Below are 16,335 nucleotides of genomic sequence, written 5' to 3'. Positions count from 1 at the left end.
TGCCGGCTTCGTGCATGCGCATGATGCGACGCGGTAGAGAGGTAGAGGATTCGGTATGGGAGCGACTGCTGTGCCCGCGACCTCCGGTCTGAGCGAAGTCGGGACGCGTCCTCGCTTCGGCGACTACCTCGCCGACACCTGGCAGCTTCGCACCTTCGCCCTGCGGCTGGCTGGCAGCCGTCTGATCGCGGGACTGCTGCCGAACCGTCTCGGTGTGCTGTGGGTCGTGCTCAAACCGCTCTCCCTCGCGATCGTCTACGGCACGATCTTCAACTTCATCCTCGCCGGCGCCGCGCGGCCGGCGAACTTCGTGCCGTACCTCATCGTCGGCGTGTTCGTCTTCGAGTTCTTCACCGGCTGCTTCGGCAGCGGATCCAAGGCGATCACGAGCAACTCCAAGCTCGTCCAGAGCTTCGGATTCCCGCGCATCCTCCTGCCGATCTCGGTGATCGCGGAGCAGGCGATGCGGATGGTGCCCGTCGTGCTGCTGCTCGGCATCCTGCTGCTCATCCTGGGCGAGCCGGTGGCGTGGTCGTGGCTCCTGATCATCCCGATCCTCGCGGTCATGGGCGTGTTCAATCTGGGCATCGCTCTCATCGTCGCGCGGATCTCGGTGCGCACGCGTGACATCCAGCAGCTCGTCCCGATCATCAACCGCGTGCTCTTCTACGCCAGCGGCATCTTCTTCAACATCGACGGCGCGCTCGGGGGGTACCCGGTGCTGCTCACGATCGCGCACCTCCTGCCGACGTATGAATTCATCGCCCTGGCCCGCGACGTGATGCTGGACGGCTATGCCGCACCGCTCCTCGCATGGATCGCTGCGCCGATCTGGGCACTGGTGGCGATCGTCGGGGGAACGATCTTCTTCTGGCAGGGCGAGCCGAGGTATGGCCTCAGTGACTGATCTTCTGCTCCCGGACACGCGAGCGAACTCGCTCGACACCTCACCACGGCCGATGATCGTGGCCGACAACGTGCACGTCAACTATCGCGTGTACGCATCCGGCAAGCGGATGACGACGCGCGAATCGCTGACGAGTCTGCGCTCCTTCCGAGGCGGTCGAGACCTCCACACGGTCCCGGCGCTGCGAGGAGTGAGCTTCACGGCGACGGAGGGCGAGTCGATCGGCGTCGTCGGCCACAACGGCTCGGGGAAGTCCACGCTGTTCCGGGCGATGACCGGACTCATCCCGCCTTCCGAGGGCGCGATCTACGCTCGTGACCGCCCCGTGCTCCTCGGTGTGAACGCTGCGCTCGTCCCGGAGCTCTCGGGCGAGAACAACATCAGGCTCGGACTGCTGGCGATGGGATTCAGCCCCGAGGAAGCGGCTGCGCGCGTCGACGAGATCGCCGACTTCGCGGAGCTCAACGACTTCATCTACCACCCGATGCGCACGTACTCGTCAGGCATGGGGGCGCGACTCAAGTTCGCGATCGCATCGGCGAAGGCGCATTCGATCCTCCTGATCGATGAGGCGCTGGCCGTGGGGGACAGGCGATTCCGCGCGAAGAGCGAGAAGCGCATCAACGAACTGCGTGACAGCGCCGGCCTCGTGATGATCGTCAGCCACTCGACCGGTTCGCTCAAGCAGACCTGCGAGAGAGTGCTCTGGGTGCACAAGGGCGAGCTCATCGCCGACGGACCCACCGACGATGTCATCGCCGAGTATGTCGCCTGGACCAAGAACCCCGGGTCGAGTGCTGTCGGAGCCGCCTCCGCCGCGAAGCCGGCGACGAAGAACGCGCCGGTCGCCGTCGGGTTCGACGCAGGCGAGCATCTGCAGAGCGGTCGGTCCGGAGGCGGAACGCATGCCGCATCCGCACTCTCGTCCGGAGCTGAGGAGCCGCGCGCTCTCGCCCGTCGTGAGCGCCATCGTCGCGCCGAGAAGCGTACGAGAAAGCGCAGCGTGCTGCTGATGGTCCTCTCCGGAGTCGCGCTGCTGCTCGCGGTCGCAGCCGGAGCGATCATCGGCACCCTCAGCAGCGTCGCGGCGCCCGCTGACCCCGAGCCCTCGGTGCGTCCGACCCCCTCGGCCCCGGCCCCCGCGGCGGACCCCGTCATCAAGAGCTTCACCGCCAACACGGCGACGGTCGAATGCGCCTCAGAGGAAGCCGAAGCACAGGTGCTGCTGAGCTGGCAGATCGACGATGCCGAGAGCGTCGCGATCGCGGCAGGCGACGCTCAGGTCGATGCGCTCGAGTTCCCGATCGCAGCGGCGCTGCCGGCCAACCTCACCGATCGAGCGGTTCCCTTCGCGTGCGGCTCCGAGGCCACCGTGTACACCGTCACTGCGGAGAACGGCGACGGTGTGAGGGTCAGCGCTCCTGTCACCGTGACGCGCGCACTGCCTGTGGAGACCGAAGAGCCCGACAACCGGGACTCCCGGCCCGACCAGGAGCCGTCGCAGCCGATCGAGCCCGAGCCGGTTCCTCCGAGCGAACCCGCGCCGCCGGTGGAGCCGCAGCCGACCACTCCGCCGGTCGAGCCGACGCCCGAGCCGTCACTGCCGCCGGTCACCGAGCCTCCCGTCTTCGACCCAGGCACCGGAACGACCACCCCCTGAGCGCGGGGACCGCCGAGTTCCGCGGCATCCCTGACCGGCCCGAGCGCTGAGAGCGGCTAGATTTACCTCATGCGCCGCCTGGTTCCTCTCTCATCCAGAGCGCCCGGGCGAACCCGGACGTTCGTGTCCCTCACCGGCCCCGCCGGCAACATCGGAGATGCGCTGATCCGGCGTGAAACCCTCGGCTGGGCGCTGGAAACGAGCGATCAGCTGGTCGCTTACACGGGAGACGCACCCGATGTGTGGCTGAGGCAGCTGAACCTGCCGGCGGACGCCATCGTCCTGCGGTCGAAGAAGTCGGTTCCGCGCTGGCTCTGGCTTCTCCTCATCGCCCCGCGGCACCCCGTGCTGGTCTTCGAAGCGGGGGAGATCCCGCTCGACCGCGGCAACGGACTCAGAGAGCTGGTGTTCCTGGCCGAGACCCTCGTCGTCCGTCTCAAGGGCGGCGTGGTCGTCCGTCCGCCGCGGGGGATACGCGCGCCGTCGTCGCCCGCTCTCGCCATCCATCGTGCGGCAGCCCGCCTGTCGCAGGTGACACTGTGGCGCGACGAGTCGACGCTGGCGATCGCGCGCTGCGGCGCACTCGCACCCGACATCGGATTCTCGGCCGGCGTACGCGACGGGCGCCCATGGAGCGAACGCTCCGAGCTGCTGGTGAGTCTCCGCGGCGCACGTCCTCTGCCGGACGCGGCGTGGCTGAGCGTGGTGCGTGAGGCCGCCGAGTCCGCTGGCCTCTCGATCCGAACCGTCGTCCAGGTGCGGGAGGACGAGAGCCGGGCGCGCGAGCTCGCGCAGCTGCTCGGCGGCGAGTTCGAGGCCTGGGGAGACACCGATCCCCTCGTACAGGAGGAGCGCCTTCGACAGCGCTATGACGCCGCGCAGATCGTGGTCAGCGACCGCATGCACGTTCTGGTGCTCGCCGCGCTGAGCGGGGCCATTCCGGTGGAGCTCGTGCCCAGCCCCACGCCGAAGATCTCGAAGGCCTTCGCGGCGATCGGTCTGCACGGACTCTCCGTCGACGCCTCTGCGAGCGACCCGCCGCGCCTGCGGGAGGCCCTCCGTCCGACGCCGGAACGCGCGGCAGAGGTCTGCGAGCGGGTGCGCATGGCAGCGTCGACTCTCGAGAGCGTCCAGCGGATGATCCGCGACGGCGTCCGCAGGACGCGAGCATGACCGACGCCTCGGCGCGCACCGGCACCCCGACCGGGCGGATCCTCTTCCTCTCGCACAGCCATCCGTTCGGGGTCTTCCGGGTCGGCAGCCACCACTACGCCCGAGTGCTGTCCGACCGCGGGGTCGATGTCGTCCACGTGAGCACTCCGATCTCCCTCGTGCATCGGCTGACCGGGCGGGTGAACACATCGCGCCTCACCGGCATCCCTCGTCGAGCCGAGCGAGACCGGGACGGTGTGCTGCAGATCGTCCCGCGCACCGTCCTGCCGAGGCCTCTGGCGGTGCCGACCGTCGCCCGGATGCTGCAACGCGAGGGCATCGATGCGGCGTTCGATGCGGTGCTCATCGATCAGCCGCTGCTCTGGGACTCATCCGTGCGGTCGCTCTCGAGCCGCGTGATCTATCGACCGACCGACCTCTACCCCGGCGGGGTGAAGCACGCCCTGCAGCGACGAATTCTCGACCAGGCCGACGGTGTGATCGCCACCTCCGACGAAGTGCTGCGCGGGCTCGGCGACCTGCACGTGCCCTCGCTGATACTGGCCAACGGGGCGGAATCCGCCCGATTCGCGCCGCCGCGCGCTGATGCGAGTCCCCGCGGCGCCCGCTGCGTGTATGTCGGAGCGCTCGACGACCGATTCGATTGGGAGCGCATCGAGGGCTGGGCTCTGGCTCGGCCGGACGTCGAGTTCGTCATCGCGGGGCCCGATGCACGCCCGCCCCGAGCCCTGCCGGCGAATGTCGAGATCGTGGGGCCCGTTCCGTACGCCGACGTACCGAGCCTGCTGCACACGGCGCGCGTCGGTCTCCTCCCGCTCTCCGACAGCCCGCTCAACGCGGGGCGCAGCCCGATGAAGCTCTATGAGTACCTCGCAGCCGGGCTGGCAGTCCTGGCGCGCGAGACGCCCGGCATCGGCGCATCATCCGACCTCGGCATCGAGGTCTACACCGATGACGGCGACGCGGATGCTGCGCTCGAACGCGCGCTGGCGCACCCGTCGCCGAACCGTTCCGGTGGCGCCCTCGCATCGTCCGCGTCGTGGGAGCGCAAGACGGACTCGCTCGAGCAGTTCCTCCGGACGGTTCCGAGTCGCGGCGTCTAGTCAGTCGAGCATCCGGGTGATCGTCGCCGAGATGATCCCCGCGGTACGGTCCCAGTCATAGCCTTCGGGGGGATCGACCCGGCGTTCGTCGGACACGGCCTCCGTCAGGGCGCTGGCCCACTCGTGAGCGTCGTCGGCGGAGGCCACCGCACGACCGCGGTATCCCACGATCTCCGCGACTGCTTCGCATCCGGCCCAGTACACGACCGGCGTGCCGCAGCGGATCGATTCCAAGGCGGGCAGCCCGAACCCTTCGAGCGTTGAGGGCATCACGGTCGATGAGGCGCCGCGATAGAGGTCGGCGAGCTCCTCGTCACCGAGGTTGCTCACCCAGCGCACTCTGGCGTCGACGTGCCGTTGCGTCGCCCTGGCGGTCAGCTCCGCGACCTCGCGCTCAGGGACGACGGCAACGAGGCGCACGTCGCGTGCGGCGCTCAGAGCGTCGAGGACCACATCGAGATTCTTGTGCGCACGGCCGTTTCCGACGAACAGGATGTAGGGGTCGGACCGCTGCAGCGCGCCTTCTGGCGGACGGAAGGCCTCGGAGCATCCATTGCCCGCGTTGACGATCTCGACGTCGTCGTCGTCCACCCACGATCGAATGGCTCTGGCGGACGTCTCGGACACGGTGAGCACGAGGCCGGCCCGGCGCACGACGGCACGTACCGGGCCGGAATAGTAGGCGGCAAACTTCCAGCGGTCGAGTCCCGGACTGCTCAGTTGGATGAGATCGTGCAGCGTGAGGAGCTGTCGTCTGCTGCGAAGGAGCGCGCCGTAGCCGGGGGAATAGACGAGAGCGTCGTGCGCCGCCGCCGGTCCCACCGAACGGAAGGCGTCGACCCCCGAGAACGGAGTGCCGCCCAGGCCGAGTGGTTCCCAGGGCAGGGTCAGCCGGGGGAGCACTTCCGAGGCGTATCGGCCGATGCCGTGCGTGCCGCGGTAGCGGTCGTCGACGAGGAGCGTCACGCGCTCCTCGTCTCAGGCGGGCGTGCGTCGTCGACCGATTCGGTCACCCATTCTCTGATGCGGTCGGCGAAGACCGCTTCCGAGAACCTCTGCGCCTGCGCACGACAGGCGTCGGCTGACAGGCCGGCCACCACGTCGACCGCGCTGCGCAGCTCGTCGCGCGACCAGTGCTCGACGAACGCACCGGTGCTGCCCTCGACGATCGTCTCCGCGGTGCCGCCGACGGCCGCGGCGATCACCGGCTTGCCTGCCGCCATGGCCTCGACCGGGACGATGCCGAAGTCCTCCACCGCCGGGAACACGAGGGCGATGCACCTCTGCAGCAGAGCGCGATAGAGCTCCGCCCCCGGTGACGCGACGAAGAAGACACGACCGGGCGCGCGCTCCTCGGCGATCGAACGCAGGCGAGCCTCATCCGATCCAGATCCTGCCAGCACGACGGGCACGTCGGCGGCGATCCCGGCCTCGATCACTAGATCCAGCCGCTTGTAGGGGATCAACCGTGAGAAGCCGAGAAGGAATGTCTCTGGCAGCGCCGCGAGGACGCGCTCATCGCGTTCGTCCGGCGCGGGCGGACGGGTGAAGCCTGTCACGTCGACGGGCGGGTGGATCACCGTGCTCTCGCGATGCCATGCCTGGGCTATGCGCCTCTGCACGAACACGCTGTTGGCGGCGATCGCCACCGGTTCCTGAGCGCGCTTGCGATCGACCCCCTTGAGCACTTTCGCCGCGGCTCGGGCAGCGAGCGTGTCGCCGCGCAGATCGAGCTCGGGGTTCCAGATGTATCGCGCCGGAGTGTGCGCGTACACGAGCTTCGGAGCATCGCGCGCAGAGCCGGCGAACCTCGCATGGTGCGCGAAGAGATGCGAACTCGTGAGGATCCAGTCGGCATCCACGCGCGGGAGGGCCCGCCAGGCGAGAGGCATCAGCGGGACGGCTGCGGCCTTGTGTCCGCGCAGCGGCGTGCGAGCGAGCCAGGTCTCGCCGTCGACGACGAATCGGCCGTCGCTCTCGTTCCACAGGCAATACCGCGCGGCGTCCGGGAACACCTCGTTCAGCGCCTCGAAGACGTTCTCGGAGCCGCCCCGCGGTGCGAGCCATTCGTGCACCAGCACGCCGCTCACAGCGCCGCCCTCTCCCCAGGGGGCGCGGGGGCGCGGAGTCTCGACGAAGCCTCGGCACGCATGCGTCGAGTCTAGGGAAGTTCCGCGCACACGGCCGCGACGGCTGTCAGGTTCGCCTCGACTCGACCCGATATGTTGGGAATCGGACACTTGGGGGGAAAGACATGATGGCTCTGCGCGCGACGAAGAAGACGATCATCATCGCGAGCGCGGTCGCCGTGCTTCTGGTCGGAGGCGGTGCTGCCGCAGCGATGGTGATCGCGGGACAGCAGCCTCAGCCTCAGCCGCAATCAGAGGCATCGCCCGAGGCCTCTCCGACGCCGGTCGTGTCCGATCCGCCGGCCGAGGTACCCGTCACGAACGTCGCGCGGGCGTCGATCGACGGATGGACACTCGCGGACCGCACGGTCGTCGGCACGGTGCTTCCCGAAGTCGGTGACACCGCAGAGGGCGCTGTATCGCTGCGTGTGGATGCTCCGGCCGACGATGCCGACATCGTCGCCGCATCCGCTCCCGTCGCTCTCGCGCCCAGCACCGACTACACGCTCAGCGTCTCTGCGCGAGTCCTCGCCGAGGAGAAGGTCGAGAGCGGCGTCCGGCTGACCGCGGCTGGTCAGACCTTCACTCTTCCCGAGCTGGATGCGGAGTGGGAGACGATCGAGTTCCCGTTCACGACCGCCGCCGACCAGGCTGCCGCATCCACGTTCGACGTCGTGCTCTCGGGCGCTGTGCGCGGTTTCGGCATCGACGACGTGTCAATCGCGGCGGACGGCGGCGACAATCTCGTCCCGAACGGCTCGTTCGAGGCCGTGCAGACGCCGGCGGGGATCGTCAACGACTCCCTCGTGATGACCGACGAATCCGCTCTGCTCGCCGTCTCGCTCGCCGAGGGGGCCGTGCAGTGGAGCGCGACGTCGACGTCCGGCGGCGATCCGATCACCGGCGAGTCGAACTCGAGCGGACCGCTGTCCGCGCTGCCGCTGGCAGGCGTGCCGCAGGGGCACTACACCGTCGCGATCAGCGACGCCGCGGGCCTCCAGGTCCAGACGGACGTCGCCGTGATCGACGCCGACGGCTTCTCCGTGGCGCAGGACGGACGCTTCGGTGTCGGCGCGCACGTCGAGAAGGAGGCCTTCGTCGGCACCGGCTCGCTCGCGGCCGCCATCGGCTTCGCCGAGGTGCGCAACGACATCTCGTGGGAGCGCAACGAGAAGGTGGCCGGCCAGTACGCGTGGGACCAGAATTACGTACGCGAGTTCGAGCGCATGCACGCGAACGACGTGAAGCTGCTGGGCCTCGTCGTGTACGGCAACCGACTCTACGGCGCCAGGAAGGCACCAGGCGACGAGGCCGCGATCCAGGCTTACGGCGCCTATGCGAAGGCCGTCGCTGACAGGTTCGACCTCGTCGGCCTCGAGGTGCTCAACGAGTTCAATCACCGAGAGAATGACACAGCGTGCGGTTCGGCGCCCGCGTGCTACGTCCCGATCGCGCAGGCCGTTCGCGACCACGTCAGCACCGCGTACCCCGACCTCCCGATCGTCACGGGATCCACGGCCCTCTACGACCGCGACTGGTTCGTCGGGTTCTGGCAGGCGGGTGGGATGGCCGTGACCGATGCTGCGAGCTATCACCCATACGAGTCGTGGATCAACCGCGACGCCGATCTGATCGCCGGCACCGTGCAGCAGTCGTATGCCGACATGCAGGAGGCGGCGGGGGAGACCCGGCCGGTGTGGGTCACCGAGATGGGCTTCCCGACGCACTACGACGGCGTCTCCGCGCTCGAGCAGGGACAGATGATGGTTCGCAATGAGGCGCTGGCCTTCGCGAACGGGGTCGAGAAGTACTTCTGGTACGACCTGGTCAACGACACGCCCGATCCCGCGGCAGGCGAGGCGAACTTCGGGCTCTACGAGCACGCACCGCGCGCGAACGTGGTGGCGTTGGCGCCGAAGCCGGGTGCTTTCGCCCAGGCGCTGATGATCACGCAGCTTCGCGACAAGGCATTCACCACCGACGAATCCGACGATACGAGCACGGTCCAGGTCTTCGGAGCCGGAGATGACGAGACCCGAATCGCCTGGGCGGCGCAGGGCGAGGTCCAGCGCACCTTCGCATCGGATGCGCCACTGACCGTCACGGACATGTCAGGCCTCTCGCAGTCGTTCGAGCCCGAGGACGGCGAAGTCACGCTGACTCTCGGCCCGTCTCCGGTGTTCATCACCTCCGCGGTGGAGTGAGGCAGTCGACGGCGGCCTCAGGGGCCGCAGGTACAATTCCCCAGATCAATCCAGCACGAGAGGCAAGTCCTTCATGAGCGCAGACCGTCAGGATGCGAAGGTCATCGACAACCCGAGCTCGGGCCGCCAGCGGCGCCGACGGCGGATCTGGGCGATCGTCATCGTGGTCATCATCGCGTTCCTCATCGCGGTGTGCTGGGTGGGCCTGCGAGCCATCACGGTGAAGGACGGCCTCGTCGAGAGCCAGGCGCTCATCGCTGACATCCAGGACGGCGGTGACGTCGATGCGGTGCTTCCCGACCTGTCCGAAAGTGCCGCCAGTGCCGGAGCAGCGGCCTCCGATCCGGTGTGGTGGGTCATGGAGTGGATCCCCGTCCTGGGCGACAACCTCAAGGGTGTGCGTCTCGCGGCACAGTCGCTCGACACGCTCGTCAACGACGTCGCGCTGCCCGTGATGGGTGACGAGGACTCGACCGGCTCGATCACCGAGCGGCTTCTCGCCGCCACCGACGACCAGGCGAAGAACATCACTGAGCTCGCCGATGGGCTGGATTCCGTCTCGAAGTCGCCGTTCCTCGTCTCCGTCGTGCGTGACGGCGTCGACAAGGTCGACGAGGTCATGGGGTCCGCGGCGCCGATGATCGCCGCTCTCCCGACGCTGCTCGGAGGGGACGGGGAGCGCAACTACCTGCTCGTCTTCCAGAACAATGCGGAGACCCTCGCCCTCGGAGGCAGCGCAGCGGCCCAGACCCTCGTGCGCGTCGATGCCGGCTCGATCGCCATCGGGGGACAAGGCGACAGCGGCAACTATCAGAACGGCGTCGCTGTCGACGTCGATGTCCCGCAGAGCGCCATCGATCTGTACACGAGCTACCTGGTCGATCACATCAACACGAGCATGAGTCGCCCCGACTTCCCGACGGCGGCGAAGATCATGCGCGCATGGTGGCAGCGGGACATCGCCGACGATGAGATCGCCGGCGTCATCTCGATCGACCCCCTCGCCCTGTCTCGGATCCTGAAGGCGACCGGCCCCATCGAGCTGGCCTCCGGCGAGATGCTCTCGGAGGACAACGCCGTCTCTCTGCTTCTCAGCGAGGTCTACGGCCGCTGGGATTCGTACAAGGAGCCCGACCTCGTCGACGGGTTCTTCGCCGATACGGCGGCGGCTGTCTTCGAAGCGATCGCCGCCGGCGACTTCGATCTCAAGGACATGATGTGGGCGATCACGGAAAGTGCGTCACAGGGCAGCGTGCTGGTCTGGAGCGATGACTCGCAGGTCGCCGAGGCGATCGAAGGCGCCAGGATCAGTGGTGTGCTCCCCACCGTGAACTCCGACACGACGACCATGGGCATCTACTTCAACAACACCAACGGCTCGAAGATCGACTACTTCACCGAGACGGCGACGAGCGCCACGGCCACCTGCGAGGCCGACACCGCCACCTTCACCGCGACTGCGTCGCTCGGTCTACCGCTCACGCAGCGCCAGGCCGAGGCTCTGCCGCGGTACGTGCAGAGTATGACCTTCGGCGCCCGCTTCCGAGACACGATCTATGTCTACGGGCCTCCGGGGACCACTCTCAGCGACGCGACGTTCAACGGCGACGAGGTATCGATCGCCCACCGCGACATCGACGATCTCGGACGCCCCGTCGTCGCATTCGAAGCGTGGTTCGATCCGGGAGACTCGGTCGACGTGACGGCCACATTCGTCGGACCGAGCGGTGATTACGGCCCGCTCGCGGTGCGGACGAACCCGATGGTCAACGGCACGAAGCCCGTGGTCACCGACGACTGCGCAGGCTGACGTGCTCGGAAGCCCCGGATTCCGGGGCTTCCGAGACCGATATACTTGCTCCCGTTCTGGCGTCAGCACAGTCAAGGGGGGTGAGAGTCGTCGTCGTTCAGCTCGAGCACGGTGGCTCCGGCTCGTCACGCGAGCCGTCGGAGACGACTCCGGTGCGCGCGAAGAAGGCGCGGCGGGTCGCCTGGACTCGGCTCTACGCGAGCCGTCTCTTCTACAACGATGTGATCGTGGTCCTGGTCACGCTGGTCGTATCCTCGATAGTCGTCCTTCCCGGGCTGCTCACCGGTGTGTCCTGGCCCGGCGGCCCTCGCGTCTCGTATCTCGTGGTGCTGGGCGCGATCGGATTCCTCTGGCTGGTCGCACTCGACGTCACGGATTCGCGCGACCGCCACACGGTCGGGCACGGGGCTGACGAATACCGTCGCATCGTGAACGCCTCGGTCGCGGTGTTCGCCGTCACCGTCGCGATCGCGTTCTTCCTCGGGATGGAGCTGTCGAGGGCGCTCGTCGCGGTCGTCTTCCCGCTCGGCCTGGTGCTTCTCCTCATGTCGCGATGGATGTGTCGCCAATGGTTGAGGGGGCGGCAGAAGACCGGCCAGTATCTGCACAGGGCGGTGGTCATCGGCGAGCCGTCGAAGGTCGCCCTCGTCGCGCGCGAGATCCGGCGGGCGAAGAGCAGCGGGTACGAGATCGTCGGCGTGATCACCGAGAACACGTCGGCGGCAGACATCTCGGGCTTCGAGGTGCTGGGGGACATCGCGAACGTCGAGAAGGTGCTCGACGAGGTGCGCTTCGACGCGCTGATCATCGTCGGCTCCGACGACCTCGATCCGCTGACGATGCGTCGGCTGGGCTACTCAGTGTCCGACCGGGACATCCAGCTCATCATGGCTCCGGTGCTGACCGACATCGCCGGACCCCGCATGCACGCGACGCCTGTTGCCGGCCTGCCCCTCGTGCACGTCGACTTCCCTCGGATGGAGGGCTCCAAGCGGTTCCTCAAGCGCGCGTTCGACATCGTCGGATCCTCGTTGCTGCTGGTCCTCCTCTCGCCAGTCTTCCTCATCGCGGCCATCGCGATCCGCATCGAAGGCCCGGGAAGCATCTTCTATCACCAGGAGCGCATCGGTCGGGGTGGGAAGACCTTCGGCATGCGCAAGTTCCGATCGATGGTCGCCGACGCCGACGATCAGTTGGCGACGCTGCTCGATCTTCAGGGCGACGGTGGAACGCCGCTGTTCAAGATCAACGACGATCCCCGGATCACCAGAGTGGGACGCTTCTTCCGCAAGCACTCGATCGACGAGCTGCCGCAGCTGATCGACGTGTTCCTCGGGGACATGAGCCTCGTGGGGCCTCGCCCGCAGCGCGCTTCCGAGGTCGCGCTGTACGACGACTTCGCCCATCGTCGCCTGTTGGTGAAGCCCGGTATGAGCGGACTGTGGCAGGTGAGCGGACGCTCGTCGCTCTCGTGGGAGGAGACGATCCGACTCGACCTGTACTACGTCGAGAACTGGTCGCTCATCCAGGATCTCATCATCCTCTTCCGCACCATCCGTGCCGTGGTAGCCCCCGGTGCGAGTGCGCACTGACGTCCGTACGACGACATTCGCGGCGACTGTCCGCGTCGTATCCAGGGCTGCGCGGCGTCGCTCGGTACATTCAGAATCATGAGATCCCCCCTTGCCCGGCATGTAGCCGCGAGTGCTCTGGCTGTCGTCGTCCTGATCGGTGGCGTCTCGGGCTGTGCCTCGCTGCCGGGCGCGTCGAGCCCCGTGCCCACATCGAGCGCAGCGCCCGCGCCGTCGGCGACCGAAACCGGGTCGGAGACACCGACCCCGACGTCGACACCGACTCCGACGCCGACGTCATCGGCGGAGTTCGGCGAGTTCTCCGGTGAGGAGCTGGCGCAGATCTGTGTCGACGCGACCCTCTCGGCATTCCCTGCCGACGTCGTCTTCTCCGCCGAGAAGACACGCATCGAGCACCGGCTGGTGTCTCCGGAATGGCTCGTCCTGGTCCCCGCACAGGCCTCGGGCCTCGAGGCTCAGGCTCAATGCACGATCGGGGGATCGGCCTCCGCGCCTCAGCTCGGCATGTCCTCGGCATCTCTCGAGCCCCTGCCCGAGGAACAGATCCAGAACCTCATCCGCGGCGAGAACGAAGGCGGCGATCGCTAGTGTGCGACGCGGGGGACTCCGAGCCCTCGTCGACCGACGCGACGCAGTCGTTCGTCTCTCGCAGGGGAGTGCTTCTCGGCACCGGTTTCGTGCTCGGCGCGGCCGCGGTGGGGTGGGAGTTCTTCTCTCCGACCCTTCGTGCGAGCGCCGAGGGAACCTACCTGCGACCGTGCGGGATCGTGCCGATCTCGAGCTCGTGGATGGGGCACAGGAATCGGAATCCGCCGTCGGGCGAGCCGGGCACCGACTACGCGGTCGTCCGGGGCACGCCGATCCGCGCGGCCACCAGTGGGGTCATCGTCGATCGCAAGGACTCCACGACGACGGCGACCGGGCGCTACCTGGCGTTGCGGACGGACGACGGCAACTACATCCGCTACCTGCACCTGCAGTCGAGCACGGTGCCGCTGGGTGCACGCGTCTCGCGCGGACAGCTGATCGCCTATTCGGGTGCGTCCGGTTTCGGAAGCGAGACGGGCTACGGCCCACACGTCCATGTGTCCCTCTGGATCGGCGGAACACCGCTCCAGCTCGGGTTCACCAACTCGGTCGACTTCGAGAACTACGTCGAAGGCGGTCCCATCAAGCCACCATCGGAGGATCCCGTGCCCATCCATCAGTCGAGCACTTACCAGTGGAACGCCGTCGTGCCGAGGGGGATCTGGACCAGGATCCCGGTGGCCGCAGATCTGTACTGGCTGGCGCACAGCAGTGCGACGGTCAAAGAGACCGGTGACGTCGCGATCTACCTGACGACGGCCAAGGTGACGAAGGGCTTCCAACTGCGCATCGTCGCCGAGACTCTGAATTCCAGCGGAGCCCCGATCGCCAGCGCGCCGCAGCCGCCGTTCGAAGTCCCGGTCACCAGAGCGGAGGCCCCCAACTCGCCGACTTACGGACAGTATTCGCTGCCGTACTTCCTCTCCGGTCCGGTGCGCCTCTTCGCTGAGATCCGCGCGCTGAACACCGGAATCATCGTGCAGGAAGTGACCGTCAAGAAGAACTACTGGCTGTCCTAGACCGGCCCGGATGCGTCTTCCGCCGACCACCGGTTGCGTGCAGAATGAACGTGCGTCGGGGATCCGTCGCACTGATCGCACACAAGGGGGCCCGCATGGGTATCGATGAGACTGTCAACAAGGGCAAGGATCTGTACGAGCAGAACAAGGACAAGATCGCCGAGGCAGTGAAGAGCGAGCAGGCGGAAGACATCAGCGACAAGGTGCTCGACGGCGTCGCCGACTTCGCCAAGAAGATCGCACCGGGTGCCGCTGACAAGATCGACGAGATCCGCGACAGCGCCGACAAGGCCGTCGGCAACGAGTGAGACCACGCGTCTGAGACGCAGAGCGGCGATTCCCCACACGGGGGAGTCGCCGCTCCTCTGCGTGCGGCACCAAGTATTCGGCCCGCCGGTATCGCGTTTCACGTCCGGGTTCCCTTAGAATGGATGACGATCGCCTGGGGAACTTGCGATCAGGGATGTCGAAGGGGTTCGACTTCCCGAATTCACGCGGTTCGCCGCGTCAAACTGGGGATAACGATTTTGGGGATCATCGTGCGACGCGCGCACTCTGTGCGCTCAGACGTCTTCCCGCCCGCGCGGCGGTCTCTTCGCCGCGCCCTCGGTCGAGGAACCCGGCGTCCCTTCACGCCGGAGTCCTCGCGTTCGGTGTGCCCCCTCGCACTGAACGCCCTCCCCAAGCGGGGCGAGGCATGGGGATGCCTCGCCCCGCTCTCCTCAGCGCGCTGAGGGGTCGTCGGCGGCGTCGATCAGAGGCGCCGATCCGACGGCTGGGGTGCGCACTCAGGGGATGCTCAGCGACTGCGACACGCCCGGGTTTGCGCAAGTGAAATCGGCCGTGGCAGAATAGACAGGTTCGACATTCCGGCGCGCTCAGCGTCAGCCGGATCACCATCACGACAGTGCATAGGCGGCGCAGACGCGCAGGGACCTAGGCCGCGGGTGGCAGAACGATCCCGACATCTTCATCACGAGGGCTTCGCCGTGCGCGGCGGAGGTCGGACATCCGCTCGCCGAGGCGTGCGGGATGACAGCAGAACAGTGGTGCAGCAGATCGACTCGCGAGAGCCGTTCGAGTGCCGAGGCGCGAACAGCGCCGACGTGCGTCCAATGCCCCTGGGTCACCCGGCCCAGGTCGGTAAGACGCTTAAAGAGAGAGAGCAGACAATGGCGGGACAGAAGATCCGCATTCGCCTGAAGTCGTATGACCACGAGGTCATCGACACGTCCGCACGCAAGATCGTCGACACCGTGACCCGTGCGGGCGCAACAGTCGTCGGCCCCGTGCCCCTTCCGACCGAGAAGAACGTCGTGTGCGTCATCCGGTCGCCCCACAAGTACAAGGACAGCCGCGAGCACTTCGAGATGCGCACCCACAAGCGTCTGATCGACATCGTCGACCCGACGCCGAAGGCTGTCGACTCGCTGATGCGTCTCGACCTGCCTGCCGATGTCAACATCGAGATCAAGCTCTGAGGTCGGACATGGTTGACATCAACTCCAAGATTTCCAAGGGCATGCTCGGCACCAAGCTCGGCATGACCCAGGTGTGGAACGAGAACGGCAAGCTCGTTCCCGTCACCGTCATCGAGCTCGCCTCGAACGTGGTCACGCAGATCCGTACCCCCGAGAAGGACGGCTACAACGCCGTGCAGATCGCATACGGCCAGATCGACCCGCGCAAGGTGAACAAGCCGCTGACCGCTCACTTCGAGGCCGCCGGCGTCACGCCGCGTCGTCACGTCACCGAGATCCGCACCGCGGATGCCGCTGACTACTCGCTGGGCCAGGAGCTCACGGTCGACGGCACCTTCGAAGCCGGCCAGCTCGTCGACGTCGTCGGCACGAGCAAGGGCAAGGGCTTCGCCGGTGTCATGAAGCGTCACAACTTCAAGGGCGTCTCGGCTTCGCACGGTTCGCACCGCAACCACCGCAAGCCCGGCTCCATCGGCGCATCGTCGACCCCGAGCCGCGTCTTCAAGGGCATGCGCATGGCCGGCCGTATGGGTGGCGAGCGCGTGACCGTCCTCAACCTCACGGTGCACGCCGTCGACATCGAGAAGGGTCTGCTGCTCGTCAAGGGCGCCGTCCCCGGTGCTCGTGGTCGCATCGTCTACGTCCGCAACGCAGTGAAGGGTGCCTGAT

The 16,335-nt window shown here is 67.4% G+C and carries 14 protein-coding genes; 12 read left to right on the top strand and 2 right to left on the bottom strand.

The window, feature by feature from the left end; translation table 11 throughout:
* Positions 1-55: 55 nt before the first annotated feature.
* From SOM10_RS12880 to SOM10_RS12865, 4 genes are all read left to right on the top strand, one after another.
* Entirely contained in the window at positions 56-907 is an 852-nt protein-coding gene (locus tag SOM10_RS12880) for an ABC transporter permease (RefSeq protein WP_056279731.1), read from the top strand.
* Positions 900-2,567: an ABC transporter ATP-binding protein gene (locus SOM10_RS12875; protein ID WP_230100393.1), complete on the top strand. Its 1,668-nt coding sequence runs from the start codon at positions 900-902 to the stop codon at positions 2,565-2,567. Before SOM10_RS12880 ends, SOM10_RS12875 begins: the two co-directional genes overlap by 8 nt.
* A gap of 123 nt (positions 2,568-2,690) precedes the next feature.
* Complete coding sequence (locus tag SOM10_RS12870) at positions 2,691-3,740, top strand: hypothetical protein (RefSeq protein ID WP_320490344.1); 1,050 nt, start codon at positions 2,691-2,693, stop codon at positions 3,738-3,740.
* Complete coding sequence (locus SOM10_RS12865; RefSeq protein WP_320490343.1) at positions 3,737-4,843, top strand: glycosyltransferase; 1,107 nt, start codon at positions 3,737-3,739, stop codon at positions 4,841-4,843. The genes SOM10_RS12870 and SOM10_RS12865 overlap by 4 nt, the downstream gene beginning before the upstream one ends.
* Here SOM10_RS12865 and SOM10_RS12860 read toward each other — a convergent pair whose 3' ends face one another.
* Positions 4,844-5,809 (bottom strand): glycosyltransferase family 1 protein, encoded by a 966-nt coding sequence (locus tag SOM10_RS12860; RefSeq protein WP_320490341.1) that lies wholly within the window; start codon positions 5,807-5,809, stop codon positions 4,844-4,846. It abuts the gene before it with no gap.
* Positions 5,806-6,933: a glycosyltransferase gene (locus SOM10_RS12855; protein WP_320490339.1), complete on the bottom strand. Its 1,128-nt coding sequence runs from the start codon at positions 6,931-6,933 to the stop codon at positions 5,806-5,808. Before SOM10_RS12855 ends, SOM10_RS12860 begins: the two co-directional genes overlap by 4 nt.
* Before the next feature lie 164 nt (positions 6,934-7,097).
* Between SOM10_RS12855 and SOM10_RS12850 the strand changes: the two genes are divergently transcribed.
* From SOM10_RS12850 to rplC, 8 genes are all read left to right on the top strand, one after another.
* The gene (locus SOM10_RS12850) at positions 7,098-9,176 is read left to right on the top strand and encodes a hypothetical protein (RefSeq protein WP_320490337.1); all 2,079 of its coding nucleotides are present in this window, start codon (positions 7,098-7,100) and stop codon (positions 9,174-9,176) included.
* A gap of 73 nt (positions 9,177-9,249) precedes the next feature.
* The gene (locus tag SOM10_RS12845) at positions 9,250-10,986 is read left to right on the top strand and encodes a DUF4012 domain-containing protein (protein WP_320490335.1); all 1,737 of its coding nucleotides are present in this window, start codon (positions 9,250-9,252) and stop codon (positions 10,984-10,986) included.
* Between the two features lie 80 nt (positions 10,987-11,066).
* A complete protein-coding gene (locus SOM10_RS12840; protein ID WP_230100392.1) occupies positions 11,067-12,578 on the top strand; it encodes a sugar transferase in 1,512 nt (503 codons plus the stop codon).
* 78 nt (positions 12,579-12,656) lie between these two features.
* Positions 12,657-13,166: a hypothetical protein gene (locus SOM10_RS12835; RefSeq protein ID WP_320490331.1), complete on the top strand. Its 510-nt coding sequence runs from the start codon at positions 12,657-12,659 to the stop codon at positions 13,164-13,166.
* Complete coding sequence (locus SOM10_RS12830; protein ID WP_320490330.1) at positions 13,166-14,185, top strand: M23 family metallopeptidase; 1,020 nt, start codon at positions 13,166-13,168, stop codon at positions 14,183-14,185. The genes SOM10_RS12835 and SOM10_RS12830 overlap by 1 nt, the downstream gene beginning before the upstream one ends.
* Before the next feature lie 95 nt (positions 14,186-14,280).
* Complete coding sequence (locus SOM10_RS12825; protein WP_053099214.1) at positions 14,281-14,493, top strand: hypothetical protein; 213 nt, start codon at positions 14,281-14,283, stop codon at positions 14,491-14,493.
* Between the two features lie 864 nt (positions 14,494-15,357).
* Positions 15,358-15,666: a 30S ribosomal protein S10 gene (gene rpsJ, locus SOM10_RS12820; RefSeq protein ID WP_017201594.1), complete on the top strand. Its 309-nt coding sequence runs from the start codon at positions 15,358-15,360 to the stop codon at positions 15,664-15,666.
* Positions 15,667-15,674: 8 nt separating this feature from the next.
* Positions 15,675-16,334 (top strand): 50S ribosomal protein L3, encoded by a 660-nt coding sequence (gene rplC, locus SOM10_RS12815; protein WP_053097486.1) that lies wholly within the window; start codon positions 15,675-15,677, stop codon positions 16,332-16,334.
* Position 16,335 lies beyond the last annotated feature (1 nt).

Origin of the sequence: Microbacterium sp. CFBP9023, from assembly GCF_034045055.1 — a bacterium.
Lineage (GTDB): Bacteria > Actinomycetota > Actinomycetes > Actinomycetales > Microbacteriaceae > Microbacterium.
Note: the sequence above shows the minus strand (reverse complement) of the source record. Positions and strands in the feature narration are given on the sequence as shown.